This window comes from Desulfobacter hydrogenophilus (assembly GCF_004319545.1).
Classification (GTDB): Bacteria; Desulfobacterota; Desulfobacteria; order Desulfobacterales; family Desulfobacteraceae; genus Desulfobacter; species Desulfobacter hydrogenophilus.
Genome location: NZ_CP036313.1, coordinates 3,368,958 through 3,394,563, shown reverse-complemented (window position 1 = coordinate 3,394,563; position 25,606 = coordinate 3,368,958). Strand labels below are relative to the sequence as shown.

Sequence of the window (25,606 nt, the reverse complement as noted above, 5' to 3'; positions counted from 1 at the left end):
ATTATTTTTTCTTAGCGTATATTGAATTGTACTCTTTGATTATCTCATCAGTGAAATCTACCTTATCAGCAGCATAGATAACACCAGCGATTTTCTTTTCAATGATTAAAGTATACCCTTGTGCCTTTCCTAACTTGTTGGTGATGTCAAAAATATCTTTTTGTATTTGATTCATCCGCTTGTTTTGTAGAATCTTCATTTCCTGGGTATAGTCAGCGTTCATTTTTTTTAAGTCATCCGCTTTGTCCCGCAGTTCTCTTTGTCGTTCAAGTTTTTTTTCAGCACTTAGCACAAGGGCTTCACGTTCTAATGCCGTTGACATGTCTTTAACTTTTTGTTCCTCGGCCTGAAGTTTTGCCTGAAGTTCATTAAGTTTAGCCTTGAGGTCTTTTTGCATCACTTTGCCGGCACTGGACTCTTTCAATATTTTTTCAAAACTGACCACACCGATTTTAGCTGCATCTGCTGCAAAAGCGCTGCAAGTGAACATTGCGGCAATAATTAAGACTGCCGGAACTATAATTTTTTTTTTCATTTATGCCTCCGAAGATAAAATTTTATTTTTTAAAAAAATGCACCAATTGAAAAGTCAAACTGACCATCACCGGTACTCTTAACATCTTTACCGTCTATAACAATACCATAGGCCAGTCGGATGGGACCCATGGGGGAATTCCATCTAAGTTCAAAGCCTGAGCTGGAAAACTGATCGCCAAAGTCAATATTTTCACCATCGTTATATACATCGCCTCTGTCGTAGAAAAAGACACCATAAACCGCCTGCTCCTCGGCAATGGGAAACATCATTTCAATATTAAACTGGCAATATGTCTCACCACCGACCTCAATGTCGGACCCATCTCTGGTTCCGTTGATGTCTGTATCGTCAAAGCCTCTGATTGAATTGATACCGCCAAGATAAAAGCGCTCCCAGTCTATATCCGGATCTCCACCGGTTCTGTCATCAAGGTATCCCCCCTTGGCGTAGATACCGGCTGAAAATTTCCAGAACAAAGGAAAAAATACTGCTGATTCCGCAAGATATTTGGTAAAATCAATCTCACCGCCCAAAAATTCACCCGCATATTCCATGGACAGTTTGTGGTACATACCTTTTGTGGGTAAAAAATTATGGTTTCTTGAATCATAACTGATATAGGGCATAATGCTTGACGTCAGATAAGAGCCTTCGGTGACCGACGTATAATCTTCTTCCACATCATCTATATCAAACTTCTCAATATTGTAAACCAGACCAATGCTTGTATAATCCCAGAACCGGCGGGAGGCAGCCCGCAGGGTAAGCCCGTAGGCGTTTTTATCATAATAATCGTATTCATGTTCAAATTTATAGATATCAAACCCGGCTGAAATTGGCCTGTCAAACAGCCAGGGGTCGGTGAATCCGATATTATACAACACAGTTTCTCCGGACATCCGAAAGGTGAATTTACCTGTCTGCCCTTTGCCGAACAGGTTCCGTTCTTCAACGGAAAACTGGCCAAAGGCACCGTCATCACTGGAAAACCCGCCGCCAAAAGAAAAATTCCCTGTTGGCTTTTCTTCAACGGTGATATGAACGTCCCGTTTGTTTTCTTCTTCGGTTTTAACCGGTTTGATGTCGATATTCTGAAAATAATCTTTGAACGCCAGATTTCTATTGGAGCGCTGGATTTTTCCCATGCTGTAAAGACCCTGCTCCTCAATGGCAAGTTCTCTTCGGATCACCTTGTCCCTGGTTTTATTATTGCCGGTAATAATAATCCGGTTAAAGTAGACAAGCGCCCCTTTGTCAATGTTAAAGCTTATATTTACAATTGCATCAGTATCATTCTTATCCGCCTTTGGAACGACCTTGACATTGGCATATCCCTGGTTGGCATAAAAATCGTTCAGGGTGATCATATCCTTGCGGACAAGTTCCCGGTTATACAATTCAGATTTATGGGAAACCAGAAGCGCTAAAAGTTCTTCTTCGGTGGTAAGGATGTCACCTTTGATGCTGACCACACCGTTTTTATATTGATCTCCCTCGTCAATTTTAAACTGGATGGTAATTTCTTCTGTGCCCATGTTCACCACAGGATCAGACACTTTGACATTTATAAACCCATTGTTCTTATAAAAGGATTCTATGCGAAGCACATCATTGTCAAGTTCAGTTTCGTCAAGTTCTCCCGAGGATGTTATAAATGACCAGAATCCCTTTTCCTGGGTCTGCATCTCGTCTTTAATATCATCATCATCAAAATATCTATTACCCTCAAATTCAACGGCTGTGATTCTTACTTTTGCACCCTCTTCAATATTAAAAATAATATCTGCCTGATGATTTTTCAATGGTTTAACTTCATAGGATATCCGGCAGTTATGATAATTTTTTTCATAATACAGACGTTTGAGTTTATCCACATCATTGTTTAACTTATATGCGTTGAGAATGGCCCCGGTTGATGTTCCCACAACCTCAAATAATTCTTTGTCCTCATAAATATGATTATTTTCAAAACGGATATTACGAACACTGGGTTTTTCCTGGACTTCAAAAATAACCTCAACCCCTTTATCCATGTTCTGTTTTTTGATGACCACATCATCAAAATACCCCATTTTATACACGCTGTTCAGATCATTGTTTAAAGCGGTGCGATTTAGAATATCACCTTTCTGGGAGGAAATCACCCTTTGAATGGCATCTGCATCCACACGCACATTACCTTTGACGAGAATGGATGAAATGATTTTCTGCTGAAACAGTTCGCCGATAATATCTTTTTCCAGGGAGGTTATGCCTGCATACAATTCGGATGGACTTGGGGATTGTGAAAAGAAGGTCAAAGGTGATTGTTTTTCATATACATTGTGCATCTGTGAATCAATGCTCAAAGCCTGCCCGGCTATAAAGATGTCGCCGGTAATGATCCAGTCAACACCTAAACGGATACCTTCCTTGCGGAATTGGTCATGTTCCCAGTCAGTTGTGTCAACAAAGGTGTCGGTAATCACTACTGTAGCGCCGTCTTTTTCAAGTTTTTCCTTCAACATTTTTGACACGGCCGGCGCAATTTTTTCATCGGGCTGCTCCGCCTGGACATGAAAAGGGAATAATGCCACTGCGGCCCGTTCCTCGGCAGATACAAGGCCTGTCCCTAAAAGGTAGAAATAAGCTGCAAGCAATACACTGAACTTAAAATTTCTCATAATTAGTCCTAACTAAATGATTTTACCTAATTATTACTTTTTATACCGGTACGATTTTCCCGTCTCTCAACGTCAGTTTTCTGTCCATTAAACCGGATAATTCTGAATTGTGGGTGACCACGATAATCGTCATCCCCATTTCCTTGTTAAGTTCTTTTAAAAGTCGGTGAACCGCGTGACTGTTCTTTTGATCCAGATTGCCGGTGGGCTCATCAGCCAATAACAGGGCAGGTGTCATAACAAGCGCCCGTGCAATGGCAACCCGCTGCTGCTCGCCACCGGACAGGTCTTCCACCCTGTATTCGATTCGGGCACCAAGTTCTACTCTTTCAAGCATATTTACTGCATGTTTTTCAATATTTTTTTTAGATTTACCACTGATCAGCCCAGGCAGCATTACATTTTCAACGGCTGTAAATCCCTGGAGCAAATAGTGAAATTGAAAAACAAAACCAATATTTTTATTCCTAAAAACGGCAAGTTTTTCATCATTATACCCCAAGATATCTTCACCACTGAAGTGCTGGGTCCCCTCATCCGGCCTGTCAAGCGTGCCGATGATGTTAAGCAGGGTGGATTTCCCAATACCTGAAGCCCCCACGATGGCAATGGTCTCGCCCTGTTGTATGGACATATCTGCCTTGTGCAGAATGTCCAGCGCAGCTGTTTTGAAGACAAAAGACTTTGAAACCCCTTTCAGTTCAATCAGCGGCGTGTCACCCATATCTTATGGCCTCCACCGGATTCATACGTGACGCCTTATACGACGGATACAGGGTGGACAGAAAACAAATCACCAGTGCCGACACAGCAATCAAAATAACATCCGAATATTCAAGCTGAATCGGAAGGGTGGAGAAAGGATATGCCTCGGGCAGCTTGATAAATTTGTATCGTTTAAGAATGTAACAGATCACCACCCCCAACGTTGTCCCGAGGCCCGTGCCGATTATGCCGATAATCATCCCCTTGATTATAAAGATACGGCGGATCATGGAATTTGTGGCGCCCATTGCTTTTAATACTGCAATATCACGGGTTTTTTCCATAACCATCATGATAAGTGCCGATGCAATATTAAATGCCGCCACAAGGATAATCAGCGTTAAGATAACAAACATGGCGGTTTTTTCAAGTTTAAGGGCAGAAAAAAGGCTGTGGTTGATATCCATCCAGTTGCGCAGGTAATACGGATATTTTATGAATTCAAGCCCGTTTTGGCTTAAGTCTTTTACCTTAAATATCTGATCCGTCCAGATACCGTAAGCCGAGATTTTACCTTTGGCCGACACAAGGGCCTGAACCTGATCCAACCGGGCGTAGGCCAAGCTGGAATCATATTCCGACATACCGGATTTAAAGGTGCCCGTAACCACAAACTGCTTCATGGATGGAATTTGCCCCATAGGGGAGATAATGCCCGATGCTGACATAAGGATCACGCGGTCGCCTTCCATCACCCCCACGGTCTGGGCCAGAGCCTGACCAAGAATAATACCGGGCAAGCCTTTTGTGAGCTTTGTTTTGTTTAATGCGGTGCCAAGTTCTTCGGAGGTGTATCCTTTGATCAGTGCGGTCCCTTTTTCCGGCTCAATTCCCCTGAGAATAATGCCGGAAAAAGAGTTGCTACTGCGTATCATGGCCTGGCCGAATAAAATGGGAGATACGGCCGTGACTCCTGGGGTTTGCCTGATCTTATCTTCCATGTCCGGATCAGGAATAAAATGGCCGGAATAATTCATGGCCAGAACATGGGGTTCCAGTCCAAGGATTCTATTTCTAAATTCTTTTTCCGACCCGCTCATGACGGCAATAACCACCACCAGCGCCATGACGCCGAGAAGAATACCCGCCACGGACAATAAGGTGATCAAAGAGATAAATCCCTCCTTGCGTTTGGCCCGCAGATATTTTCCGGCTATGAAAAGTTCAGCCCCCACAAACACCTTTTATACATTTTTCATGTGTGGAAACAGAATCACCTCTCGTATGGAGGCAGCATCCGTCAGCAGCATGACAAAGCGGTCAATGCCGATCCCCTGCCCGGCTGTGGGCGGCATGCCGTATTCCAGGGCCTCGACATACTCCGCATCCATGATATGGGCTTCATCATTTCCTTCGTCACGCTGACGCACCTGCATGGCAAAACGGTTATACTGGTCTTCAGGGTCATTGATTTCGGAAAATCCGTTGGCGATCTCCCTTCCGGCAATGAATAATTCAAACCGGTCCGTAAGTTCAGAATCGGAATCGCTCTTCCTAGACAGGGGGGACACTTCCACCGGATATCCGGTAATAAAGGTGGGCTGGATGAGCTTGGGCTCCACAAGGGCATCAAAAAGCTTGGTCAGCACTTTGCCGTGCCGGTCTTTTTTAGCGATTTGAATATTTTCCTTTTCAGCATGCGCAAGCAACGCCTGAGTGTCATTGACAATGGCCGGATCAACGCCTCCGATCTCTGACAGTGAATCTATCATGGAAATACGTTTCCATCCCTTTGAAAAATCAATGGTCAGGCCCTGGTATTCAACGCTGCTATCACCGGTAATCTGGGTGACAATGGTGGAAAACATCTCTTCGGTCAGGTTCATCAGATCTTCATAGGTGGCATAGGCCTGGTAGAACTCAACCATGGTGAATTCCGGATTATGCCGGGTGGAGACTCCTTCGTTCCTGAAATTCCGATTGATTTCAAACACCTTTTCAAATCCGCCAACCACCAGTCGTTTCAGATACAGTTCAGGTGCGATACGCAGGTACAATTCCATACCCAGGGCATTGTGCCAGGTTTTAAACGGTGTGGCTTCAGCACCGCCGGGCAATGTCTGCATCATAGGCGTTTCCACCTCCATAAATCCGTTCTCATCAAAAAAACGTCTCATGGCAGCCACAATGGCACTTCGTTTTTTAAACGTCTGCCGGGTGTTTTCATTCATGATCAAATCAAGGTACCTCTGGCGGTATCTTTTTTCAGGGTCCTTGATGCCATGAAATTTTTCAGGCAGCGGCCTTACAGATTTTGATAAAAGCTTAAAACTTTCGGCAAGCAAGGTCCATTCACCGGTTCTTGTCTGGAATAAAGGCCCCTCAACACCGATGAAATCACCAATATCCAGTTTTTTAAACAGGGCATATACATCATCTCCAACCTTATTTTTCTGGATATATAACTGCATCTGCTCACCGTCATCCTGGAATCTGACAAATGAGGATTTACCCATTTTATTAATGGCCATCATGCGGCCCGCCAGGCAAAATTTGCGTCCGTTTTCGCCTAAAGTATCCGCATTTTTTTCTATAACGTCTCTTACTTCATGCACTCTGTGATCCGGTTTAAAATCATTGGGATACAGGCTGATGCCTTCTGTTTTTAACTCGTTTATCTTTTCTTTGCGAAGATCAAGAAATTTACTTGTTTTGTTATCCATAAAAAATAGCTGCTTTCGTTTATATTTAGGCTCCGAATTTATACATAAAAAGGGTGCTTCCGTTTAATCTAAAACTTTTAGGCACGGTAAACCCCATGAATAAAACATGGTAAAATAGCGTGTTTGTATAGCCTTGTCAATGACGGTACGGAAGGGAAAAAAAATCTCATAAAAAAACACGGTTAATCTTCAATTAAACTGATTTTTAGCTTTTCACGGCAGGCATAATATATGGTGCTCTCCCGCTGTTACTTTGATTATAAATTGACCATTTTGAGGCGTGTTTTATATTGCTGAAGTTTCCTGATTTTTATCAGCCTATTGATTGTCTATGATGTGGGATTGTAGCAGGGTCGAGTTTAATTTTGATAGGTTTTGCCATGTAAATAGCAAAACCCCATTTTATTCTCCCTGTTCATACAAATCCCGCTGATAGAAAAATATCATATAATTTCAATACTATATACAATTTAGTTCAAAATAACAGTAAAATAAAAATCAGGAAACTTCAGTTATATTGTTTATAAAAGATTAAGAGGAAGGAACTTTATGAAACAAGCATCAGACTGGAATCAGCCTTGTCCGAATAAAAAGTGCGTGCACTACGGACAAGTAAATCAAAAAAATATAATATCGATAGGCACTTATATGACCCAAAGTGGGAAAAGGCATGTTTTTCAATGTAAAACATGCAATGCATCCTTTTCCGAAACACGTGATACAGTATTCTTTAATTTGAAAACATAAAGAAGAAAAGGGGGCTTGGTTCTAACTTCGCCCAGAAGGCCTACAAATTTTGAAGGATTGATTTCAACATATTGATATTCTATCAAGTTTTGTCTCTCAATTTATGAAATGATTAATTGTGGGCGAAATTAGAACCAAGCCCGACGAATTAAATAAAACGTTGAAGCGCCAACAGTAACTATAACAAAGGCTTCACGCCCGGGACCGGGAGGCATTGTTGCGGGTGAGCAGCAAAAAATTTACATAGAAAGCGAAAAATTTATCTAAAAAATATCACAAAAAAAAAACTATATCATTGACAATACCTTCCATGTGTGGTTAAAATTTATGAATTAAATTAAAGACGGCTCATAGAATGAATTTTAAATAAGCTTGTCCATTTCAAAATAGGCGTCCATTGTAGATCGCACGTTTGAAGTGTAAATAAGCATCTTAACTTTTGTATTCATTCCTATAAAAAAACAGAATCGTATTTATTTACTGAAATTAGCTAAAAAACCATGATGCATGATGATTGATACCCATTCACATATTCTGCCTGAACTGGACGATGGATCTGAAAACATTGAGCAGTCCATGGATTTTATTGTTCAGGCAATGAAGCAGGGTGTTAAAGTGATGTTTGCGACACCCCATTGTTGCGACGGGGTGTATGATTGTACAAAAAAAGAGATTCTGACTGCCTGGCAATTTTTATGCGAAGCAGTGGACCGGGAGGGTCTGGATATCCAAATTCTGCCGGGTGCGGAAATTCGGGTCAATCATGATCTGGTGACCCGGTACGATGCTGGCGATCTTTTGACATTGGGAGAGACCAGTCGATTTCTCCTGCTGGAGCTACCGCCCATGTTTATTATGAATGCGTTTCTCAGAATGGTCCGACAGCTCACGGAACGGGGCATCACCCCCATCATTGCCCATGCCGAACGCAATCCCATGATCATAGCCCGGCCGGAACTGGCAGCAGATCTGATTTCCACAGGTGCCGAGCTCCAGATTACAGCGGGCAGCCTGAAGGGTGACTTTGGCCGGGCTCCCCGTAAGACTGCAAAAACACTAGTCCAAAACAATCAGGTTTTCTGCCTGGGATCCGACATTCACCCGGGTCGAAAATACCGGATGAAGGCGGCCAGAAAATTTTTGAATAAAGCCGGCAGCAGGGTGCAGACTGAAAAAATTGTTCGGGAAAATCCAGAAAAGATCCTTAAGGAATGTGTTGATCAATTTATACTCGATGATCAAGTTTTTATGATTGGCTAAATTTTTATTTTGATAATATGATCACGATAACTGAAGAAACATTGAACAAACCGATAGGAATTTATTGATCGTGATAATAACTGACTCAGCATCATTTATCAAAAACTACATCGACGACCTCAATGATAGGTTGAAGCAATATCAACCTGGTGCTGAGCTGACAGCGATTCAGAAGTCATGGTTAAGCTTTTGTCTTACCGGCATATTAATGGTAAACGCTGTATGTTGGGCAAAGTTTGAGCGGGCAAGTATAGGCAGTTATAAATTAGCGGCATTATCTTGGATGTTTCGTAAAAGCAAAATTTCATGGGACTTTATACTCTTTGCAAGCGTTAAGCTTATCTTTAAAAAATTTGGTATTACAGGCGGGGTTCTTGTTTTTGATGAGTCCGACCGTGCCCGCTCTAAGACTACAAAACGAATATATAAGACACACAAACAAAAACACAAAGCAAGCGGGGGTTATGTTAATGGTCAGACCGTTGTCTTATTGCTCTTGGTGACTGATTCTATAACAATACCAGTTGGTTTTAAGTTTTATATGCCGGATCCAGTGGTTAGTGCCTGGAACAAAGAGGAAGAGAGGTTGAAAAAAAAGGGGATTCCCAAGAGTAAGCGGCCAGTCAAGCCGGCATTGAACCCTGAGTATCCCAAAAAGATTCAATTAGCGCTGCTCTTGCTTGAGAATTTTAAAAAAGATCACCCTGAAATTACAGTTAAATGCATATTGGGTGATGCTCTATACGGTCCAGATGAATTTATGAGTGGAGCTTCTGATCTTTTTGGCGGCATACAGGTTATCAGTCAGTTAAAATCTACCCAAAACATACAGTTCAGAGGTAAAAAGAAGACAGTTAAAGATTATTTCGATGTCACGAATAAAGGTGTAAAAGCGACTATTCGTGTACGAGGCGGTGAGGAACAAAATGTAACAATCAGCAGCGCTCGCCTGAAGGTTGATGCTCACGGCGGCAAAAAACGTTTTGTAATCGCCCTTAAATATGACGGAGAAAAAGACTATCGTTACATAGTTGCTACTGATGTGAGTTGGCGTACTATTGACATTATCCAAGCATATTCTTTAAGATGGCTTGTGGAGGTTTTCTTTGAAGACTGGAAGCTTTATGAAGGCTGGGGGCAAGAGGCCAAACAATATGACGAAGAAGGATCAAGCCGAGGCCTGATCCTGAGTCTGTTGCTAGACCATTGCCTCCTCCTTCACCCTAAGCAAAAGGCCTGCGTAGAGAACAAACTACCTGTGTTTACCGTGGGTAGCCTACAACGAAGAGCTCAAATGGATGTTTTGTTGGAATCTGTCAAATCGTTGCTGAAAGAGCAAGATCCTGGTTCGAAGCTTAAGGAAATGGGGCAAGTCATTAAAGATTTTTTTTGCCTTATGCCATCTAAAAAACATATGAGTGGAAGACCCATGGGAAGATTAGAACCGACACCATCTCTGGCGCTTAAATGAAGGTTTTGTTGAGTTTTTTAGCAGTTCCTCTCCAAAAAACTTGAACATCGAGTTATACAATGATTATAGCGCTGGTACTATAACAAATATGTTGAAACTAAAATTAAGGAGGAAAAACATGAAAAAATTGACCAGACAGATTCATCTGATAGTTTTGGCTTTGGCAACTTTGGCTTTGGTCTGCATGGGTGCAGGAGAAGCCTTTGCCCAGCTGACCCCCGATGAAAAGACTGAAATTGAGAATGCCGCAGCTACTGGAAATACAGAGGCAGTAGAGGCAGCCGTTCAAACAGCGATAAAGCGGGCAGTGGCTGCCGGAGAAAATCCTGAAACCATAGCCAGCGAAGCTATATCTACAGTTGTGCATGCGGCTGTGGAAGCGGGTCAGGATGTTGCGGCGATAACCAAAGCCGCAAGCTCCGGTGCCATATTAGGCGCTGTGGAGGCGGCAGTAACAACGGGTCAGGATGTTGCGGCGATAACCAAAGCCGCAAGCTTCGGTGCCACATCAGGCGCTGTGGAGGCGGCAGTAACAACGGGTCAGGATGTTGCGGCGATAACCAAAGCCGCAAGCTTCGGTGCCACATCAGGCGCTGTGGAGGCGGCAGTAACAACGGGTCAGGATGTTGCGGCGATAACCAAAGCCGCAAGCTTCGGTGCCACATCAGGCGCTGTGGAGGCGGCAGTAACAACGGGTCAGGATGTTGCGGCGATAACCAAAGCCGCAAGCTTCGGTGCCACATCAGGCGCTGTGGAGGCGGCAGAAACAACGAGTCAGGATGTTGCGGCGATAACCGAAGCCGCAAGCTCCGGTGCCACATCAGGCGCTGTAGAGGCGGCAGAAACAACGGGTCAGGATGTTGCGGCGATAACCGAAGCCGCAAGCTCCGGTGCCACATCAGGCGCTGTAGAGGCAACTGAAACGCCAACTAAAATTGAGCCCGCTGAGCCCGTGCCCGAGATAGAACCGCCTATAACCCAGGATGAGTCTGAGGCAAGCCCATCGGCGTAACTGAATCTTTACACAACCACATAGTACTACTGGAGATTTTTATGAAATTCAAACTACCCCACTATATCTTAGTCAGCTTCCTGGCAGCCCTATGTCTAATGCTAACAGGCAGCCAGGCCTTTGCCCAGCGCCTGGTGATAAAACCACATATCCAAGCGGACTGGCAGATTGATAACAACTTTAATAAGACGGAAAACAAAGAAAAAATCGTTCACACCTACACAGTACAACCGGGCCTGGATTTTGGGTACACCACGGACAAAACCCTAATGACCCTGGATTACACCCTTAAGCGGTTCATGTACGACGACAAGGATGAAAACATACTCGGTCAGATTGATGCGGATGAGTTTGACTACACCGGTCACAATGCCATGTTTCGCTTCAAAACCATGCCCACCCAGAGGTTGGAACTGGGACTGGACAATACCTTTATGAAGACCCGTGATCCAGCCTCTGCCGATGCCAACGACAACAGTATAGACAAGTATAAGTACATCCTGAACCGGTTTGCTCCCCGGGTAGTTTATAATTTCGGCGAAAAATTTAACGTTGCCCTTAAATACACCAATCTGTTAACCGATTATTCAGATGACGCCCCAGGAGAGGGAGAGGATTCCGTGGAAAACCGAGGTGGACTCACCTGGTCCTACAATCTTACCCCCAAAACTTCCTTTAACCTGGATTATCAAATCTGGGAAAGGGATTATGACAAAGATACATCAGACTATACCTCAAACCAGGTTATGTTCAACGTCGAGCGTCAGGTCAATTACCTGACCTTCGGCGCCGGGATTGGTTACCATAACAGAAATTTTGATAAAACCGTTGCCTCTGGAGACATTGATGCATTTGTATGGAAACTGTCTGTACTGGGTCAAAATACCCCAGATGCCAAATCCATTCCCAAACACTCGATTTATTTTTCCCTGAGCTCCAACCTGAACGATTCAGGTACTGGGGATACCTACTATGAGTCCATCCGTCTGGATGCCCGCTTCACCTATCTGCTCATGGAAAGACTCAACTGTACCCTCTCCGGATATTTTCAGAATTCCGACTATGAAACCTCTTCCCGTGATGATGATCGATGGCTGATTTCTCTGGGGGCGGACTATCTGATCAATCCGTTCTTTACTGTTGGACTTTCCGGTGGACATGAGGAGAGGGACTCTAACTTTCCCGGGAAAGATTTTGACAACCAATACCTAATGCTCAAGGCTAAGTTCAATTATGACTTTGCCATGAAATAGACCTCCCCATTCGCTCATTTTAAATCTGAAAAAGTTAATTTTGCATGGAGGGCTTGCAATAGTTAAAACTCATCATACTTTTGTAAAAAATTCGACTGTAGTTTCCTTTCTTTTAACTTAAAGGTGCTAAAATGACAACGGATTCGACATCAAAAGATCAAGAGATTTTCAACAAAGACAAACTTCAGATTATTACGGAACGAGTGGATGATGTGCCTTTGCTCATAGCACAAATGCTCAGAATGGGTATTCCGGAAATCATAGACAGACATATTCCAAGACATGGAAATCAAAGAGACCTTAGCTGGGGATGGACCACAGTCATATGGATGGCCTATATTCTGACTGAAGGCGACCACCGTAAAGTATCAATGAGTGAATATGTGGAAGAAATGCAAAATACCTTGCTGTGCATAGCAGGCCGGCCAATAGTGGCGCTGGATTTCAGTGATGATCGTTTAGCCCATCTTTTGAAACATTTAAGCAATCGTGAATACTGGTCAAAGATAGAAGATGATCTCAACAAACAGTCAATAGAGGTGTATGATCTGAAGCCTGAAACAATCAGATGTGATGCAACGACTGTGAGTGCGGACCAGGCAATCACAGAAGATGGATTGGTTCAGTTTGGTCATAGCAAAGACAATACGAAGTTACCTCAGATAAAATTGATGAGTGCTGCCTTGGACCCTTTGGGAATGCCGTTGGCTTCTGACGTCGTTTCTGGTGAAAAGGCAGACGATGGATTATATATTCCGCTGATAAGCCGCGTCAGTGACAGTCTTAAAAAAAATGGATTATTATTCTCAGGTGATTGTAAAATGAGTGCACTGGAGACCCGGGCTCATTTGCTATCGTCAGGGCATCATTATTTATGCCCGCTGCCCTTGACCGGTAAAACTGCTGATGAAATGAAAACATGGATCAATGAAGGTATTTCCAAAGATCAGGAAAAAATCTTGATTCCTGTGTTCAGAGAGAACTATAAAGGAATAGTAGTTCTGGCAGCCAAAGGATATGAGTTCAGCCGCATTCAGACTTTTCAAAAAAAGGCTGAAGAAATAACCTGGCCGGAGCGTGTGTTCGTCGTTCATTCCCCTGCTCATGCCAGGCAACAGTCAGCCGGTCTCAATATTCGGTTGACAAAAGCTAAAGAAAAACTTGAAAAATTAACTCCTTTACCAGGGCGAGGCAGACGTCAAATAAGCGATGAGGCTGAACTTGTGGCGGCGATTGCCAAAATAATCAAAGCCCATAACGTTGAGGATCTGCTGGAAGCCCAGTTTGAAAAACAGGTAGAACAAAAAATGAAGTACGTCGGTAAAGGCAGGGGTGGCGTTAACCGGGAAACCATCGTTGTAGAGAAAGTTCGTTATCAGATTACTTCTGTTGAAAGAAATCAGAAAAAAATCGCCGATGAAAAAACCCGGTTTGGCTGGAAAGCATTCGTCACAGAGGTGGATTTTGATAAGCTTTCCCTGCATGATGCTATTTTGTCATATAGAAATGAATATCGAGTTGAACGTATTTTCGGCAGGCTAAAAAGTCGTCTTAACATAGCGCCGTTGTTTGTTAAAAAAGATGATCAGATTGAAGGTATGACATATCTACTCACCCTGTGTGTAAGGGTATTGACTCTTATAGAATTTGTTGTTCGACGCTCATTGAAAGAAGAAAAGACTGAATTACCTGATATGCATCCTGAAAACCATAAAAAGACTACAGCCAAACCTTCTGCGGAAAAAATTTTAAAGGCTTTCTCGAAAGTTAACCTTACTATTATATGCGACATGGCAGGGAATGTTATTATGCGTTCATTGAAACCATTATCAAATCTGCAAAAACAAATTATCCAAAAATTGGGATTAGACTCTTCTATTTATACGCAACTTGAAATTTAGAAATACTTTATATCAAATGAGCGAATGGGGAGATAGACATAAAAAACATTGTCATTATCTTATCAATCAATTTAATTATCTAAACAAAAAAAACAATAGTATAGAAATTTTTATACCATTATTTTTTTGTTAGCTCGTGAACGGAAAAATTATGCAGAAATTTTCAAAATTAAGATGGGCAGCCTTTTTAGTACTCCTGGTGTGGCCGGCATGGATACCCTGTCCGGAATCGGCAGCATCTGATGATGCCGCTTACCGTCTGGGTGTCGGTGACATGGTGAAAATCTCCATTCTGGCCGGCGGTGAAGAACAGGTGGCCAAAGAGATGGTGGTGGGGGATACCGGGGATGTCACGGTTCCGTTTATCGGAAAGCTCACAGCGGCGGGCCTTACCATCAACGAACTGGAAAAACAGATCGTTCCTCCTTTGGCCCGGGATTTTTTTGTGGAACCCCAGGTGCACCTGCAGATCATAGAATACCACAGCCTCCAATTTTTCATTTCAGGCGCAGTAAAAGAACCCGGTGTCTTTTCCCTGGATTTCATTCCCACCATCATGGACCTGATCGCCAAGGCGGGCGGTGTGACCCAGGAACGGGGCAACCTGGCCTATGTACTCCGGGGCATGAAAGCCCCCATAATCATGGCCCAGGACAAGACGCTAGAAAATCTGGATGCGGAAGTGCCCACTCAATCCATTGCCGGCACCAAACCCATTATAGTGGACCTGAAGCGACTCCTGGATGAAGGCGACATGACGGAAAACATCCGCCTTGCCACCGGAGACACGATCTACATCCCCCCCGGTACCAAACTCGATCAGGCCGCCACCAAAATTTATGTTCAGGGCAAAGTTAAAACCCCCGGAGTATTTGAATATCAGCCCGGGATGACCGCCTTGGCCGCCTGCATCATGGCCGGCGGATTTGACAAGTTCTCAGCCCCTAACCGGGCCCGGGTCATCCGCCGGACCAGTACGGAAAGAACGATCATCACCATTAATTTAAAAAAGGTCCAGACCGGTGATGAGCCGGACCTGCCCCTCCAGCCCGGCGACCGAATCCATATCCCTGAATCATGGTTATAACACAAGGAGCCCCCATGCAAGACACCCCTTCGGAATCTTTTTTTGAGGAAAAGGAAATTCACCTTTCCGAGTACCTGATGGTGTTCATGAAGCGCAAAGCTTTGATTATCTTGGTGTTTATTCTCACGGTTCTGGCTGCTGTATTTTACAGCTTTTTCGTGGACCCGGTATATGAATCTTCCGCAAGACTGATCCTTGACAATAAAGGGTCCAGTTCGCCCATTACCGGAGAACGCACCGACTACGAATCCTATCATTCCCAGACCATGAGCTTTAACACCTCCATCAAGACCATCAAATCCAGCCCCGTGATCAAGGAAGTGATCGAAGCATTGAACCTGGATGCTGAGAACAAAGATCTGGAGGTCAATTTTTTCCGCCAGTGGCTGTCCAATCTCAAGAGCAACATAAAGCAGCTCCTTGTCAAAAAAGATGATAGCCGGCTCTCTTTGGAAGAGATCCGGAACCGGAAAATACAGGCATTGATCGCACAGGTTCAAAATAAGATCACGGTGGAGCAGATAAGGGACACGCGGCTGCTCACCATATCGGCCAAAGATAAGGATCCGAAACTTGCCGCTGCAATTGCCAACACGCTGACGACCAAATTCATGGAGTTCAATTTAACCAACAAAATGGACGCTTCCAAGCAGACCCTGGCCTGGTTGAACCAGGAACTTTATGATATTCGTAAAAAATTGGAGGACGACGAGCAGAAATTTTTTGAGTACAAGCAGGAAAGCCGGCTCTTCTCCATCGAGGGAAAACAGAAGCTTACGGAACAGAAAATCCAGGAGTTTAACAACCGCTACCTGGAAACACGCAACAAGCGTCTGGGGCTTGATGCCAAGATCAATGAGCTGAATAAAAATCTGGGCTCTCTCAAAGGTGTGGCCAATGTGCGCTCGTTGATCAATAATCCCATCATAGAGAGCATCTATGCTAAGGTCGTGGATCTTGAGATCGAACTGTCCCGGCTGTCCAAAATATACAAGGGCAGGCATCCCAATATTGTCCAGACCCAGACGGAACTTATAAAAACCAGGAACAGTCTGGCCCAGGAAATCGCCAAGGAAAAGGAAAACCTCAAATCCGAACGCAAGGTGCTGTATGCCAGGGAAAAAACCCTGGAAAAAACATTGACTGAGTTTGAGAAAGAGGCCCTGGATACCTCTTCAAAAGAATTAAAATACACCATTCTCCAGCGCAATGTAGATACCTCAAAAAATCTTTATGATCTGATGCTCTCCCGAATCAAGGAATCCAATATTCTCCAAACCGCCAACACCTCCAATATCCGGCTGGTGGAAACGGCCCAGATACCCATCGGCCCCGTATCTCCCAACAAGAAGCGCAATATACTCCTGGCCATGGTACTCGGGATCTTTTTTGGATGCGGTCTTGCGTTTTTCTTTGAGTACATGGATCAGACCGTGCGCACGGAAGAAGATATTCATCAATATTTTGACCAGCCCGTACTATCCGTAATCCCGAAAGCAGATAAATCCGTCGCATATGGAGGACAAATTGATTTTCAGGAATAAAGAAAAGAGGACCAGGCAAACCAACCAAGAAAAGCTGCTGGCCAACTTACCCCCAAACTCCCGATTCGCCGAATCTTACCGGACGCTTCGCACCAACCTGTTTTTTTCAGACATGGACAATGAGATCAAATCGATTGTGGTGACCAGTTCCGTTGAAAAAGAAGGCAAAACCACCACGACCCTTAACCTGGCCCATAGCATTGCCCAGACCGACCGTAAGGTACTGGCCATAGACTGTGACCTGCGGCGCCCGCATTTGAGCTCCCTTATGACAAAAAATCCAGGAGTCGGCGTAACCGAACTTGTCACCGAAATATTTGGCGCCCATCTCACCAAGGGCAGTCTGGACGAGTTTGGCGTTGATGATCTGATCCAACTGACCCGGCTTCAAAATCGATCGACCCGCCTGTACCTGACAAACAATGAGACCCAGGCCGCCATTATGTTTGAAAAGGGAAAAATCACCAATATTTCCTGGATAAACCGGCCGAAATCCAAACACTTGATCAACACCCTGATCCGGGAAAACCTGATTTCCGAAGAACAGGCCCGCCTGGCCCTGAACAAACAGAAAGAATCAGGCCACTACCTGGGTTCTGTTTTAACCACCATGAATTTTGTTTCCAAAAAAGATTTGACCCGGGCCTTGTCCATCCATACTGTTGAGGCCATCCAGGTAGTATCGGCCATGGAAACCGGTTCTTTTGAATTTTCAACACTCCCCCGGGACAAAGGAAAGACCGCCAAAAATCAGACCATTGATATTGAAAAGCTGTTTGAAAATTTCAACGACAGTGAGAATTCCTTGAAATACTGCAACGCAGCCATCGATAAAGCCATTTTGTCCACGGAAGAGGACAACCTCTTTCTTATAGCTGCAGGTAAAATACCGACGAATCCCGCCGAAGTGGCGGGATCCAGGCACATGGCATTTCTCATTGAGTTACTGAAGTCCCGGTTTGACTTCATTCTTATTGATACGTCGCCTGTGACCGCGGCCACCGATGCCCTGTTGTTTAGCCCCATGGTGGACGGTACCTTGCTGGTTATAAAATCCGGAAACACGGACCGCAAAATCATCCAGAATGCCGTGGACCTGTTCAAGGCGGTGAACCACCCCATCATCGGCTTTGTACTCAACCAGGTGGACATGAAAAAAGAGGGATATTACAAGTATTACGAAAGATACTATTCATCCTACTATGGAAACAAATAACCGCCGAATTCCGTCAAGCCTGATCTTAGCTGTTCTTGGGCTGCTTCTTGTTTCCTGTCTCCTTGTAATCCATCCCAGATTCCTATCCCAAAAAGGAATCAAGGCAATGAGAACCGGGGATTATGCCCTGGCCGTATCACGGTTTGAAAAGGCGGAGACGGCTCTGCCCGCCATCCTTAACAACACCATATTTACCGCAGCCGACCGTTTTCATCAAAACACCTCCCACGGCCAGGCCCTGTTCCACTGGGCCACGGAAACCTGGCGAACCACCGGCCTGACCCATGGGGTCTTTGACCGGATGATTGAGGCCCGCACCAGGTTTCAGGCGGCCAAAGCCATTGAACCCGGGGATTACCTCACCGCGTTCTGGCTTGCCCGCACCGAACATTCCCTGGAACGCCTCCATCCCTGGCGATTTCCCGGAACCGCCAACCCATATAACGCCTGTCCCCTGTACCGGATTGCCGCGGTCCTCAGGCCGGCCGGCATTGCCGTGCGCCAGGCCCAGGCCAGACACCTCCATGACACAGGCAGGCTGAATCAGATCCCCGAACTGATCGCTGAAATGACCCGGATTTACCCCCCTGTTTACCGAAGTTTAAAAAAAGAATCCTTTTATACCCCGGTGCTGGTTTCCTACATGATCCAGGGCCTGGAGCAGGCAGTTGAGGAAAATATTCGGCCCAGAATGGCCTTGGCAGCCCTCTCCCGACTTTACAGGGACGAAGGAAACCTCACAGCAGCCATTTCCTGGTTTAAAACCTGCCTTGCCCATGATCCCGGCGCCAACAGAGCAAACGATTTTCTTTACCTGGGATCCATGCTGGTCCAGGACAGCCGGTATGAGGAGAGTTTTCCCGTATTTATCAAAACTCTGGAAGCATCAAAATCCAAGGGAAAGAGCCTCTGGCGGATCTACGGAGTGTTCAAGTCCCAGGGGGTACAGATCCCCTTTTTGTCCTTTTCCAAGTACCTGGCCCACTCCCACCTCTCCATCCCTGCCCTGGACCTTGTGACGTCCCAATGCTTCCTGGATATGGACCAGGTTTTTCCGGCCAAAGAAAAACTCAGGCAGATCATTGAAACCTCGCCCACGGCTCCGGCTTGCATGTTAAGGGCAAAAATAGCCCAAAATGAAAGAGACTGGGACACCATGGAGGTAATGGCTCAACAGGCCACCCGCCTCGACCCATACAACCACAAAACCCATTATCTCTTTGCCCAGGCCCTGAATACTCGGAAAAAATACGCTGCCGCCGAACTTGCCGTCACCCAGGCCATGAAAACCTATGCCGGTAAAAGCTACGGATATTACAATTTTCGTGCCTGGATAAGGTGGCGCCAAAAACAATTCCAACCCGCTGCCAAAGACTGGGAAGCTGCCTTTGCCTTAAAACCCAAACGGGCCGACTTGGCCTACCGGGCAGCCTTAGCTTATGAACAAATCGCCGAGCGCGCCATCGCCCTGTCCCTGGCCACCAAGGCCCTGGCACTTGTCCCGGATAAAAAAGCTTACCAGGATCTTCACTTTCGACTTCGCATATAATAATGAACGGGTCTTAAATAACTTGCCCATTTTGCTATATCCGGGAGCGCGGGCGTCCCGCCCGCAGTAAAAATGCGGGCGAGATGCCCGCGCTCCCAGGTTAAGTTATTTCGGACTCATTCCTAAATAACGACAATAAGGAAAGCCTGCCCCCCACATGGACTGCTAAAATCAAAAAATCCCTTTACATTAACCATGATATGTTTTAAATTCCCCCCTAAGATATTGTACTTATTGTACTTATTGTACTTATTGTACTTATTGTACTTAATTTTTCTAAATAGTTAATATTATTAAATATTTAGAATTAATTTTCTCCGTAAAATTAATTAGGTTCTGAAAAATTGATGTAATGTCTTTTTTTGTCCCCTGTCGGTCACATGCCACCTGCATGTGACCGACAGGGCGAAGCTATGACCACGGAAGACACGGAGAGCACTGAAAGAGTGATATCCTTAACCGCTTTTAACTCCAATATGAAAAAACTACCCATTGGAATCTTGACGTTTTCTGAAATAAGTCAACCACCCCTCCTGAATCACAGATTCAGAAGGGCCTTGCAAAAACCCACGTTGACTATCCTGAGTCCAATTTGTTGAGACTACGTTCGGCAGGATGTGAACACCTTTGGATGTATTCACCAGTCCAAAGCTCTGTGAGGAAGAAGCGGTCAACCACATTGTGAAGCCTGCTGAACATTGGCGAGGCGAACCTTACCCCTCTTCGGAGGGTGTGTATAACCGAAAGGTTTTTTTATGAAAGTGTATGAGAGATAGATAACGCTTTGGTCAATCATATCAAGAAACATTTGGGAGTGTAAGCAATGTGGTTTACTTTGTGTTATCGAGGTCAGACCCCATGAAAATAACGCATCTTGGAGCCAAAAACTGTGTCACCGGGTCCTGCCATCTGGTGCAGGTTCCGGGGCTTAATATAATGGTGGACTGCGGCATGGCCCAGGGCCATGACCCGGAACTGCCCCTTGACCGGTTCCCGGTGCAGCCCAAAGAGATCGACTATCTGTTTTTGACCCACGCCCACATTGATCACATGGGCCGGGTACCGGATCTCATTGATGCCGGGTTTAAAGGGGAGATCCTCTGTACCCATGCCACAAAAGCACTGCTGTTGCCCATGCTTCACGATGCGCTTTCCTTCACCGGCAGGACGCATTGGCAGATAAAAAAGCTGGAACAGACCATCGACGACCTTGCCTGGGGCTTTGAGCTGAACCAGGAATTCACCCTGAAAAAGAAAATCAGTTTCCAATTGTACAATGCCGGGCATGTCCTGGGCTCCTGCTTTATCCGCCTCTGCTTTCCCCAGAAGCCGACACCCAGTACCCAAAACCCATACACCATCATTTTTTCCGGCGACCTGGGCTGCACAGACACCCCCATCCTGCCGGACCCGGACCCTCCGCCATCGTGTGATCACCTGATACTGGAATCCACCTATGGAGACAGAAATCACACGAGCCGAAAAGAGCGCATCTCCAGCCTGGAGCACCTTCTGAAAAAAGCCCTGGCAGACAAGGGCATTGTCTACATCCCTGCCTTTTCCCTGGGCCGCACCCAGGAGCTGATTTATGAACTGGACCGCATTAAAATCAAAGTACCCGTGTTCATAGATTCTCCCCTGGGCCTTAAAATCACCAAAATTTATGCCGAGCTTGAAAACTTCTGGGATGATGAAGCAAAGAAACTTAAGGCATCAGGCGACCATCCCCTGAATTTTAAAAACCTTTACAGCGTGGAAAAATACCGAGAGCATAAACAGCTCATGGAGATAAAGGGACCGGCCATTATCATTGCAGGATCGGGCATGTGCACTGGCGGTCGCATTGTGGATCACCTGGAACAGGGGCTGGAAGATCCCAGAAATGACCTCTTTTTTGTGGGATACCAGGCAAAAGGCACCCCTGGCCGCCGCATGTTGGAAAAAAAGATACCGGTCAAGGCCGCCATCCATACCCTGTCCGGTTACTCTGCCCATGCCGATCAAAATACCCTTGTCAACTGGGTGAAATCCATGCCCAAGTCCCCGGGGAAAATAACCCTGGTCCACGGAGAACCTCATGCCCAAAAAGTCCTGGCCCACCGCCTGGGGCAGGAGATAAAATGACCACTAGAAATCCGTTATAATCAGAATAGTTTAAAGGATAAACATGGGCCACCACGACTTGTTTTTTAAACAGACTTTTTCAATCCGTGAGCATGCTGCCGACTTTGTCAAGCACACACTCCCCCCTGAATTGGCAGTGGAGATGGATTTCAGTACGCTCACCATTGAAAAGGGATCTCATGTTGATACCGAACTGGCGGAAAACTTTACCGACACCGTCTATACCTGTCGGATATCCGGCATTCAAATTAAGATAGCCCTGCTTTTTGAACATAAAAGCAGTCCTGACAACAATTTGCAGTTCCAGCTTCTCCGCTACATGGGAAACCTCTGGGAAAACAGCATCAAGCAGAAACAACCTCGAATACCGGTGGTTCCCATTGTGCTTTATCATGGCCGGAAATCCTGGAATCCGAGTACCTTGTCATCCCGGTTTGAAAATTTTCCTGTGGCTGTAAAACCATATATTCCGGATTTTGAATTTGTTTTTGTTGACCTTTCTGCGTATTCCAATAAAAAATATATTTGATCAGCAAAAGCTGGAGCATCATTTGGTGCAGTTTCTTGAAATCGGGCGTGCGTATTTCCAGGAAGAGCAGGGATTGAAATTTCTTGAAGCTGTGATAAACTATATTTTACAGGCAACAGAAATAAAAACGGACAAACTTGTCGATTCTGTTGCCCGTATTTCAGAAAAAGGTGGGGAGATCGCCATGACAACAGCAGAAAAAATCAGGCAGAAAGGGCTTCAGAAAGGCAGCCAACAAACGATGGTTTCCCTGGTACGAAATGCCCGAAAAAAGGGATTGTCCGAAGAATTGATAGATCAGTTTGTTGGTGTGGCCCGACCCCGATATTAGCCCGATATTACTTTGAGGAGGCGTGCCATGGAAGCCATAGAGTTTAAAGCTAAAATTAGAAACGGGCTTATTCGTATTCCTGACAAATTCAGACAAAGAACCGGGGAGACTGTAAAGGTTATTATTTTAAGTGAGCAAAAAGCCAGGCAAACGGATATTATTGATAAGTTGTTGTTAAATCCTATTAAATCAAAACAGTTTTCGCCTCTGTTGAGAAAAGAAATTTATGAGCGCTTTTAAAATAGACCCGGAAGCGACATATTTTATCGATACAAACATTTGGGCACTGGTTCAGTTGAATAGGTAATGTATACTTCTGAAAATATTGATAAATATTCTTATTTAGTGTGTAAAAATGGGCAAAAACAAGCCTATTTCCTACGCATGTGATTTATCAAGATGATTCAAGCTGTTCTGAAAGCCTTGATTTTAAAGACTGTCCAGATTTAGCTGATTACCTATTCAACTGAACCAGTGCCGATGCAGCTTGTGTCGGTGAATCGGGTGAAAAAGTATTTATCCCTCGTAAATTAACCCCCTTAGGAATGAGCACGAAATAAGATGCCCAATTAGAATTCTCAAACGTACAGCCTACAATGGTCACCTGTTTTAAAATGGGCAAGTTATTTAAGACTCATTTCTTAACAATAAGCGCAACAGGGCATGGCAGTCGTCAAATGTGCCGAGTGAACAAGTATGGATTCCAACGTACTGGCGCAAAAAAAAGCGAGTCGTGTGCAGGGATTTAGAACAGGTGATATTGTTACCGCAATTGTACCGAAAGGTAAGAAAATAGGTTACTATAAAGGACGTGTTGCTGTTCGAGCGACAGGCTTTTTTAATATAACAAACAACAAGATAACGACACAAGGCATTAGTCATAAACACTGTCAGATCATACATGGTCGTGATGGATATAATTACAACTAACTAAAAGAGGAAGAGCAAGCAATTCCTCCTCCCGCTAAAGCAGGAGGTATCCTTACCCAAAAGCTGATGAAGATATTGATATTCCCCTGCACCTTCTTGACTCCAATGGTAAAGAGTAAATTTTTCGACAAAGCAGGAAGCTCCAGCTCAGACAATACAAAATATCCATACTTTACCCCCTAATAACACCAATAAGCCAAGCCTGACCCCAGCTCTACTGACCTTAAACGGCTGTTTTTGACCCCAAAATGTATGATCCTAAAATGTGAAAATGACCTTTAATGGCAAAAGAAGACAAAATAAAATATTGGCTCACAAGCGCTGACCAGGATTGGGGAGTAGCCAGGCATTTGTTTGAGAAAAAAGATTACGCATATGCCTTGTTCTTTGGTCATTTAACCGTTGAAAAAATATTAAAGGCCATTTTTACAAATAAGCATGATAAGACTCCGCCATTCTCCCACAACCTTGTGTATCTTTCGGAAAAAGCAAGACTGGAACTCAATGAAGAAATGCTGGAACTGCTTGAGGAAGTATCTGATTTCAATCTTGAAGCAAGATATCCAGATCAAAAATTTTTGTTTCATAAAAAATGCACCATGTCTTTTACAAAAAAGAAACTCTATGAAATTGAGAGGGTTAAAAAATGGTTGATTCAAAGGCTTCCGTCGTCAATTTGATCAAACAATATGTTGGTCGATTAAAAGCAAATAATATTCCGGTTGAAAAGGTGCTGCTATTCGGCTCCTATATAAAAGGAACACCAAGGGAAGACAGCGATATTGATATTGCCGTTATTTCATCGGTATTTAAAGGGGACAGATACCTTGATAGAAGGCGCATTGTCCCGTTGAGACGTGGAATAGACAGTCGGATTGAACCCATACCGTTTACTCCAGGGGATTATGCAGACGGTGGGATGTTGATTGATGAAATCAAACGAACTGGCCAGGAAGTCTTTTAACAAATACGGCAAAGGCCGGGGCTAGCTCTTCAGGGACACCATTTTTAAGGATGTGGGCAAAGCGGTGAACGGCATGGCCGTTATTGATACCTTGGGCTGAGCCACCCTTCCCGTGGTTGGATGGTGGGCCTGGCGCAGCAACCGCAAAGAAAACACCCCGGAGATTTTGTCCTGACATTCATCAATAAAGCCCATAAGCCAAGCGTGTCTCACAGGAGGGAAGCCATGAACACCGAAAAACAATTTTATGAGAAGCTCACTGATCAGTTGACAAAGCACGAAGGTTTGAGATTTAAACCCTACCATTGCACAGCTGGTAAGCTGACCATCGGCATCGGCAGGAATCTTGAGGACAAAGGAATTACGGAAAAAGAAGCGGTGATGTTGTTAGAAAATGATATCCAGGAGTGTATTGAAGATCTGAAAACCATCTTCCAGACCTTTGATCTGCTGCCGGAACCCGCCCGCCGGGTCCTGGTGGACATGCGCTTCAACCTTGGTCCCAACCGATTCCGAAACTTCAAGAAAATGATCCAAGCCGTGAATGAGCAGAACTTTATTCAAGCCGCTGCAGAGATGAAAGACTCCCGTTGGTACACCCAAGTAGGCCAAAGAGCCAGAACCCTTGTGAAGATGATGACCGAATCAGATGCTTAAAATGTTGTTTTCGACCCCTAAAAGTGGGTTTTAAGAAATGAAATAATGAAATTGAGTTGTTTTAAAGCAATTCGTTTTTAATAACAGTAATTTAGCGGGGTCAGACCCCGTATTAAGGTTATGTTATTGGCGTTAACGCCACCAGCCAACGCAAACCCTTAAACCCCAACGATAATGTCAATAACTCAAGCTTGACACCCCTTTGGGTCAACGCCCCCCTATACGTTACCACCCAAAAACACCAATAAGCCAAGCCTGACCCCAGCTTTCTGTTAGGTGAACCTTAAACTGCTGTTTTTGACCCCCAAAAGTGGGCTTTAAGAGCTTAAATCGACCTTTTTTAAAGCAATTAAGCTTAAATAATAAATGCTTAACTGGGTCAGACCCCGAATTCCCGATTTT

At 44.6% G+C, this 25,606-nt stretch carries 23 protein-coding genes; 17 read left to right on the top strand and 6 right to left on the bottom strand.

The window, feature by feature from the left end:
- Window position 1: 1 nt before the first annotated feature.
- The 5 genes from EYB58_RS15125 to lysS are packed head-to-tail and all read right to left on the bottom strand — an operon-like array spanning window position 2 to window position 6,629.
- Entirely contained in the window at window positions 2-535 is a 534-nt protein-coding gene (locus EYB58_RS15125; protein WP_111957436.1) for an OmpH/Skp family outer membrane protein, read from the bottom strand.
- A 29-nt stretch (window positions 536-564) separates the two neighbouring features.
- Window positions 565-3,201 carry an outer membrane protein assembly factor BamA gene (gene bamA / locus EYB58_RS15120; RefSeq protein ID WP_111957438.1) on the bottom strand — a complete coding sequence of 879 codons (2,637 nt, stop codon included), beginning with the start codon at window positions 3,199-3,201 and terminating at the stop codon, window positions 565-567.
- Window positions 3,202-3,241: 40 nt separating this feature from the next.
- Window positions 3,242-3,925 (bottom strand): ABC transporter ATP-binding protein, encoded by a 684-nt coding sequence (locus EYB58_RS15115; protein WP_111957440.1) that lies wholly within the window; start codon window positions 3,923-3,925, stop codon window positions 3,242-3,244.
- Window positions 3,918-5,141, bottom strand: coding sequence for a lipoprotein-releasing ABC transporter permease subunit (locus EYB58_RS15110; protein WP_111957441.1), 1,224 nt, complete (start codon window positions 5,139-5,141; stop codon window positions 3,918-3,920). The genes EYB58_RS15115 and EYB58_RS15110 overlap by 8 nt, the downstream gene beginning before the upstream one ends.
- 9 nt (window positions 5,142-5,150) lie before the next feature.
- The gene (lysS, locus tag EYB58_RS15105; protein WP_111957443.1) at window positions 5,151-6,629 is read right to left on the bottom strand and encodes a lysine--tRNA ligase; all 1,479 of its coding nucleotides are present in this window, start codon (window positions 6,627-6,629) and stop codon (window positions 5,151-5,153) included.
- Between the two features lie 1,254 nt (window positions 6,630-7,883).
- Between lysS and EYB58_RS15100 the strand changes: the two genes are divergently transcribed.
- From EYB58_RS15100 to EYB58_RS15030, 16 genes are all read left to right on the top strand, one after another.
- Entirely contained in the window at window positions 7,884-8,636 is a 753-nt protein-coding gene (locus EYB58_RS15100; protein ID WP_242637386.1) for a tyrosine-protein phosphatase, read from the top strand.
- A 70-nt stretch (window positions 8,637-8,706) separates the two neighbouring features.
- Entirely contained in the window at window positions 8,707-10,107 is a 1,401-nt protein-coding gene (locus EYB58_RS15095) for a transposase (protein WP_111957458.1), read from the top strand.
- Between the two features lie 118 nt (window positions 10,108-10,225).
- Window positions 10,226-11,119: a hypothetical protein gene (locus tag EYB58_RS15090; protein ID WP_131072082.1), complete on the top strand. Its 894-nt coding sequence runs from the start codon at window positions 10,226-10,228 to the stop codon at window positions 11,117-11,119.
- Window positions 11,120-11,160: 41 nt separating this feature from the next.
- Complete coding sequence (locus EYB58_RS15085) at window positions 11,161-12,372, top strand: outer membrane beta-barrel protein (protein ID WP_111957448.1); 1,212 nt, start codon at window positions 11,161-11,163, stop codon at window positions 12,370-12,372.
- A gap of 131 nt (window positions 12,373-12,503) precedes the next feature.
- Window positions 12,504-14,273 (top strand): IS1634 family transposase, encoded by a 1,770-nt coding sequence (locus tag EYB58_RS15080; RefSeq protein WP_111960847.1) that lies wholly within the window; start codon window positions 12,504-12,506, stop codon window positions 14,271-14,273.
- Between the two features lie 151 nt (window positions 14,274-14,424).
- The gene (locus EYB58_RS15075) at window positions 14,425-15,360 is read left to right on the top strand and encodes an SLBB domain-containing protein (protein WP_111960316.1); all 936 of its coding nucleotides are present in this window, start codon (window positions 14,425-14,427) and stop codon (window positions 15,358-15,360) included.
- A 14-nt stretch (window positions 15,361-15,374) separates the two neighbouring features.
- Window positions 15,375-16,904 (top strand): GumC family protein, encoded by a 1,530-nt coding sequence (locus tag EYB58_RS15070; protein WP_111960318.1) that lies wholly within the window; start codon window positions 15,375-15,377, stop codon window positions 16,902-16,904.
- A complete protein-coding gene (locus tag EYB58_RS15065; RefSeq protein ID WP_207309060.1) occupies window positions 16,888-18,120 on the top strand; it encodes a DUF4388 domain-containing protein in 1,233 nt (410 codons plus the stop codon). The genes EYB58_RS15070 and EYB58_RS15065 overlap by 17 nt, the downstream gene beginning before the upstream one ends.
- Window positions 18,107-19,669 (top strand): tetratricopeptide repeat protein, encoded by a 1,563-nt coding sequence (locus EYB58_RS15060; RefSeq protein WP_111960322.1) that lies wholly within the window; start codon window positions 18,107-18,109, stop codon window positions 19,667-19,669. Before EYB58_RS15065 ends, EYB58_RS15060 begins: the two co-directional genes overlap by 14 nt.
- Window positions 19,670-20,527: 858 nt before the next feature.
- Window positions 20,528-21,793 carry an MBL fold metallo-hydrolase gene (locus EYB58_RS15055; RefSeq protein ID WP_111960324.1) on the top strand — a complete coding sequence of 422 codons (1,266 nt, stop codon included), beginning with the start codon at window positions 20,528-20,530 and terminating at the stop codon, window positions 21,791-21,793.
- Between the two features lie 43 nt (window positions 21,794-21,836).
- A complete protein-coding gene (locus EYB58_RS24070; RefSeq protein WP_242637385.1) occupies window positions 21,837-22,322 on the top strand; it encodes an Rpn family recombination-promoting nuclease/putative transposase in 486 nt (161 codons plus the stop codon).
- Window positions 22,323-22,347: 25 nt separating this feature from the next.
- Complete coding sequence (locus EYB58_RS24065; RefSeq protein ID WP_242637384.1) at window positions 22,348-22,653, top strand: RpnC/YadD family protein; 306 nt, start codon at window positions 22,348-22,350, stop codon at window positions 22,651-22,653.
- Between the two features lie 27 nt (window positions 22,654-22,680).
- Window positions 22,681-22,893 carry a hypothetical protein gene (locus EYB58_RS15045; RefSeq protein WP_111960326.1) on the top strand — a complete coding sequence of 71 codons (213 nt, stop codon included), beginning with the start codon at window positions 22,681-22,683 and terminating at the stop codon, window positions 22,891-22,893.
- Window positions 22,894-23,349: 456 nt separating this feature from the next.
- Entirely contained in the window at window positions 23,350-23,583 is a 234-nt protein-coding gene (locus tag EYB58_RS15040) for a hypothetical protein (RefSeq protein WP_111960328.1), read from the top strand.
- 281 nt (window positions 23,584-23,864) lie between these two features.
- Window positions 23,865-24,263 carry a HEPN domain-containing protein gene (locus tag EYB58_RS15035; protein WP_111960330.1) on the top strand — a complete coding sequence of 133 codons (399 nt, stop codon included), beginning with the start codon at window positions 23,865-23,867 and terminating at the stop codon, window positions 24,261-24,263.
- Window positions 24,230-24,547 carry a nucleotidyltransferase domain-containing protein gene (locus tag EYB58_RS15030; RefSeq protein WP_111960340.1) on the top strand — a complete coding sequence of 106 codons (318 nt, stop codon included), beginning with the start codon at window positions 24,230-24,232 and terminating at the stop codon, window positions 24,545-24,547. The genes EYB58_RS15035 and EYB58_RS15030 overlap by 34 nt, the downstream gene beginning before the upstream one ends.
- 21 nt (window positions 24,548-24,568) lie before the next feature.
- On the opposite strand, the gene EYB58_RS23250 is transcribed toward EYB58_RS15030, so the two are convergent.
- The gene (locus EYB58_RS23250) at window positions 24,569-24,742 is read right to left on the bottom strand and encodes a hypothetical protein (RefSeq protein ID WP_165477774.1); all 174 of its coding nucleotides are present in this window, start codon (window positions 24,740-24,742) and stop codon (window positions 24,569-24,571) included.
- Window positions 24,743-24,772: 30 nt separating this feature from the next.
- Between EYB58_RS23250 and EYB58_RS15025 the strand changes: the two genes are divergently transcribed.
- Window positions 24,773-25,204 (top strand): glycoside hydrolase family protein, encoded by a 432-nt coding sequence (locus EYB58_RS15025; protein ID WP_111960332.1) that lies wholly within the window; start codon window positions 24,773-24,775, stop codon window positions 25,202-25,204.
- The last annotated feature ends 402 nt before the right edge of the window (window positions 25,205-25,606 follow it).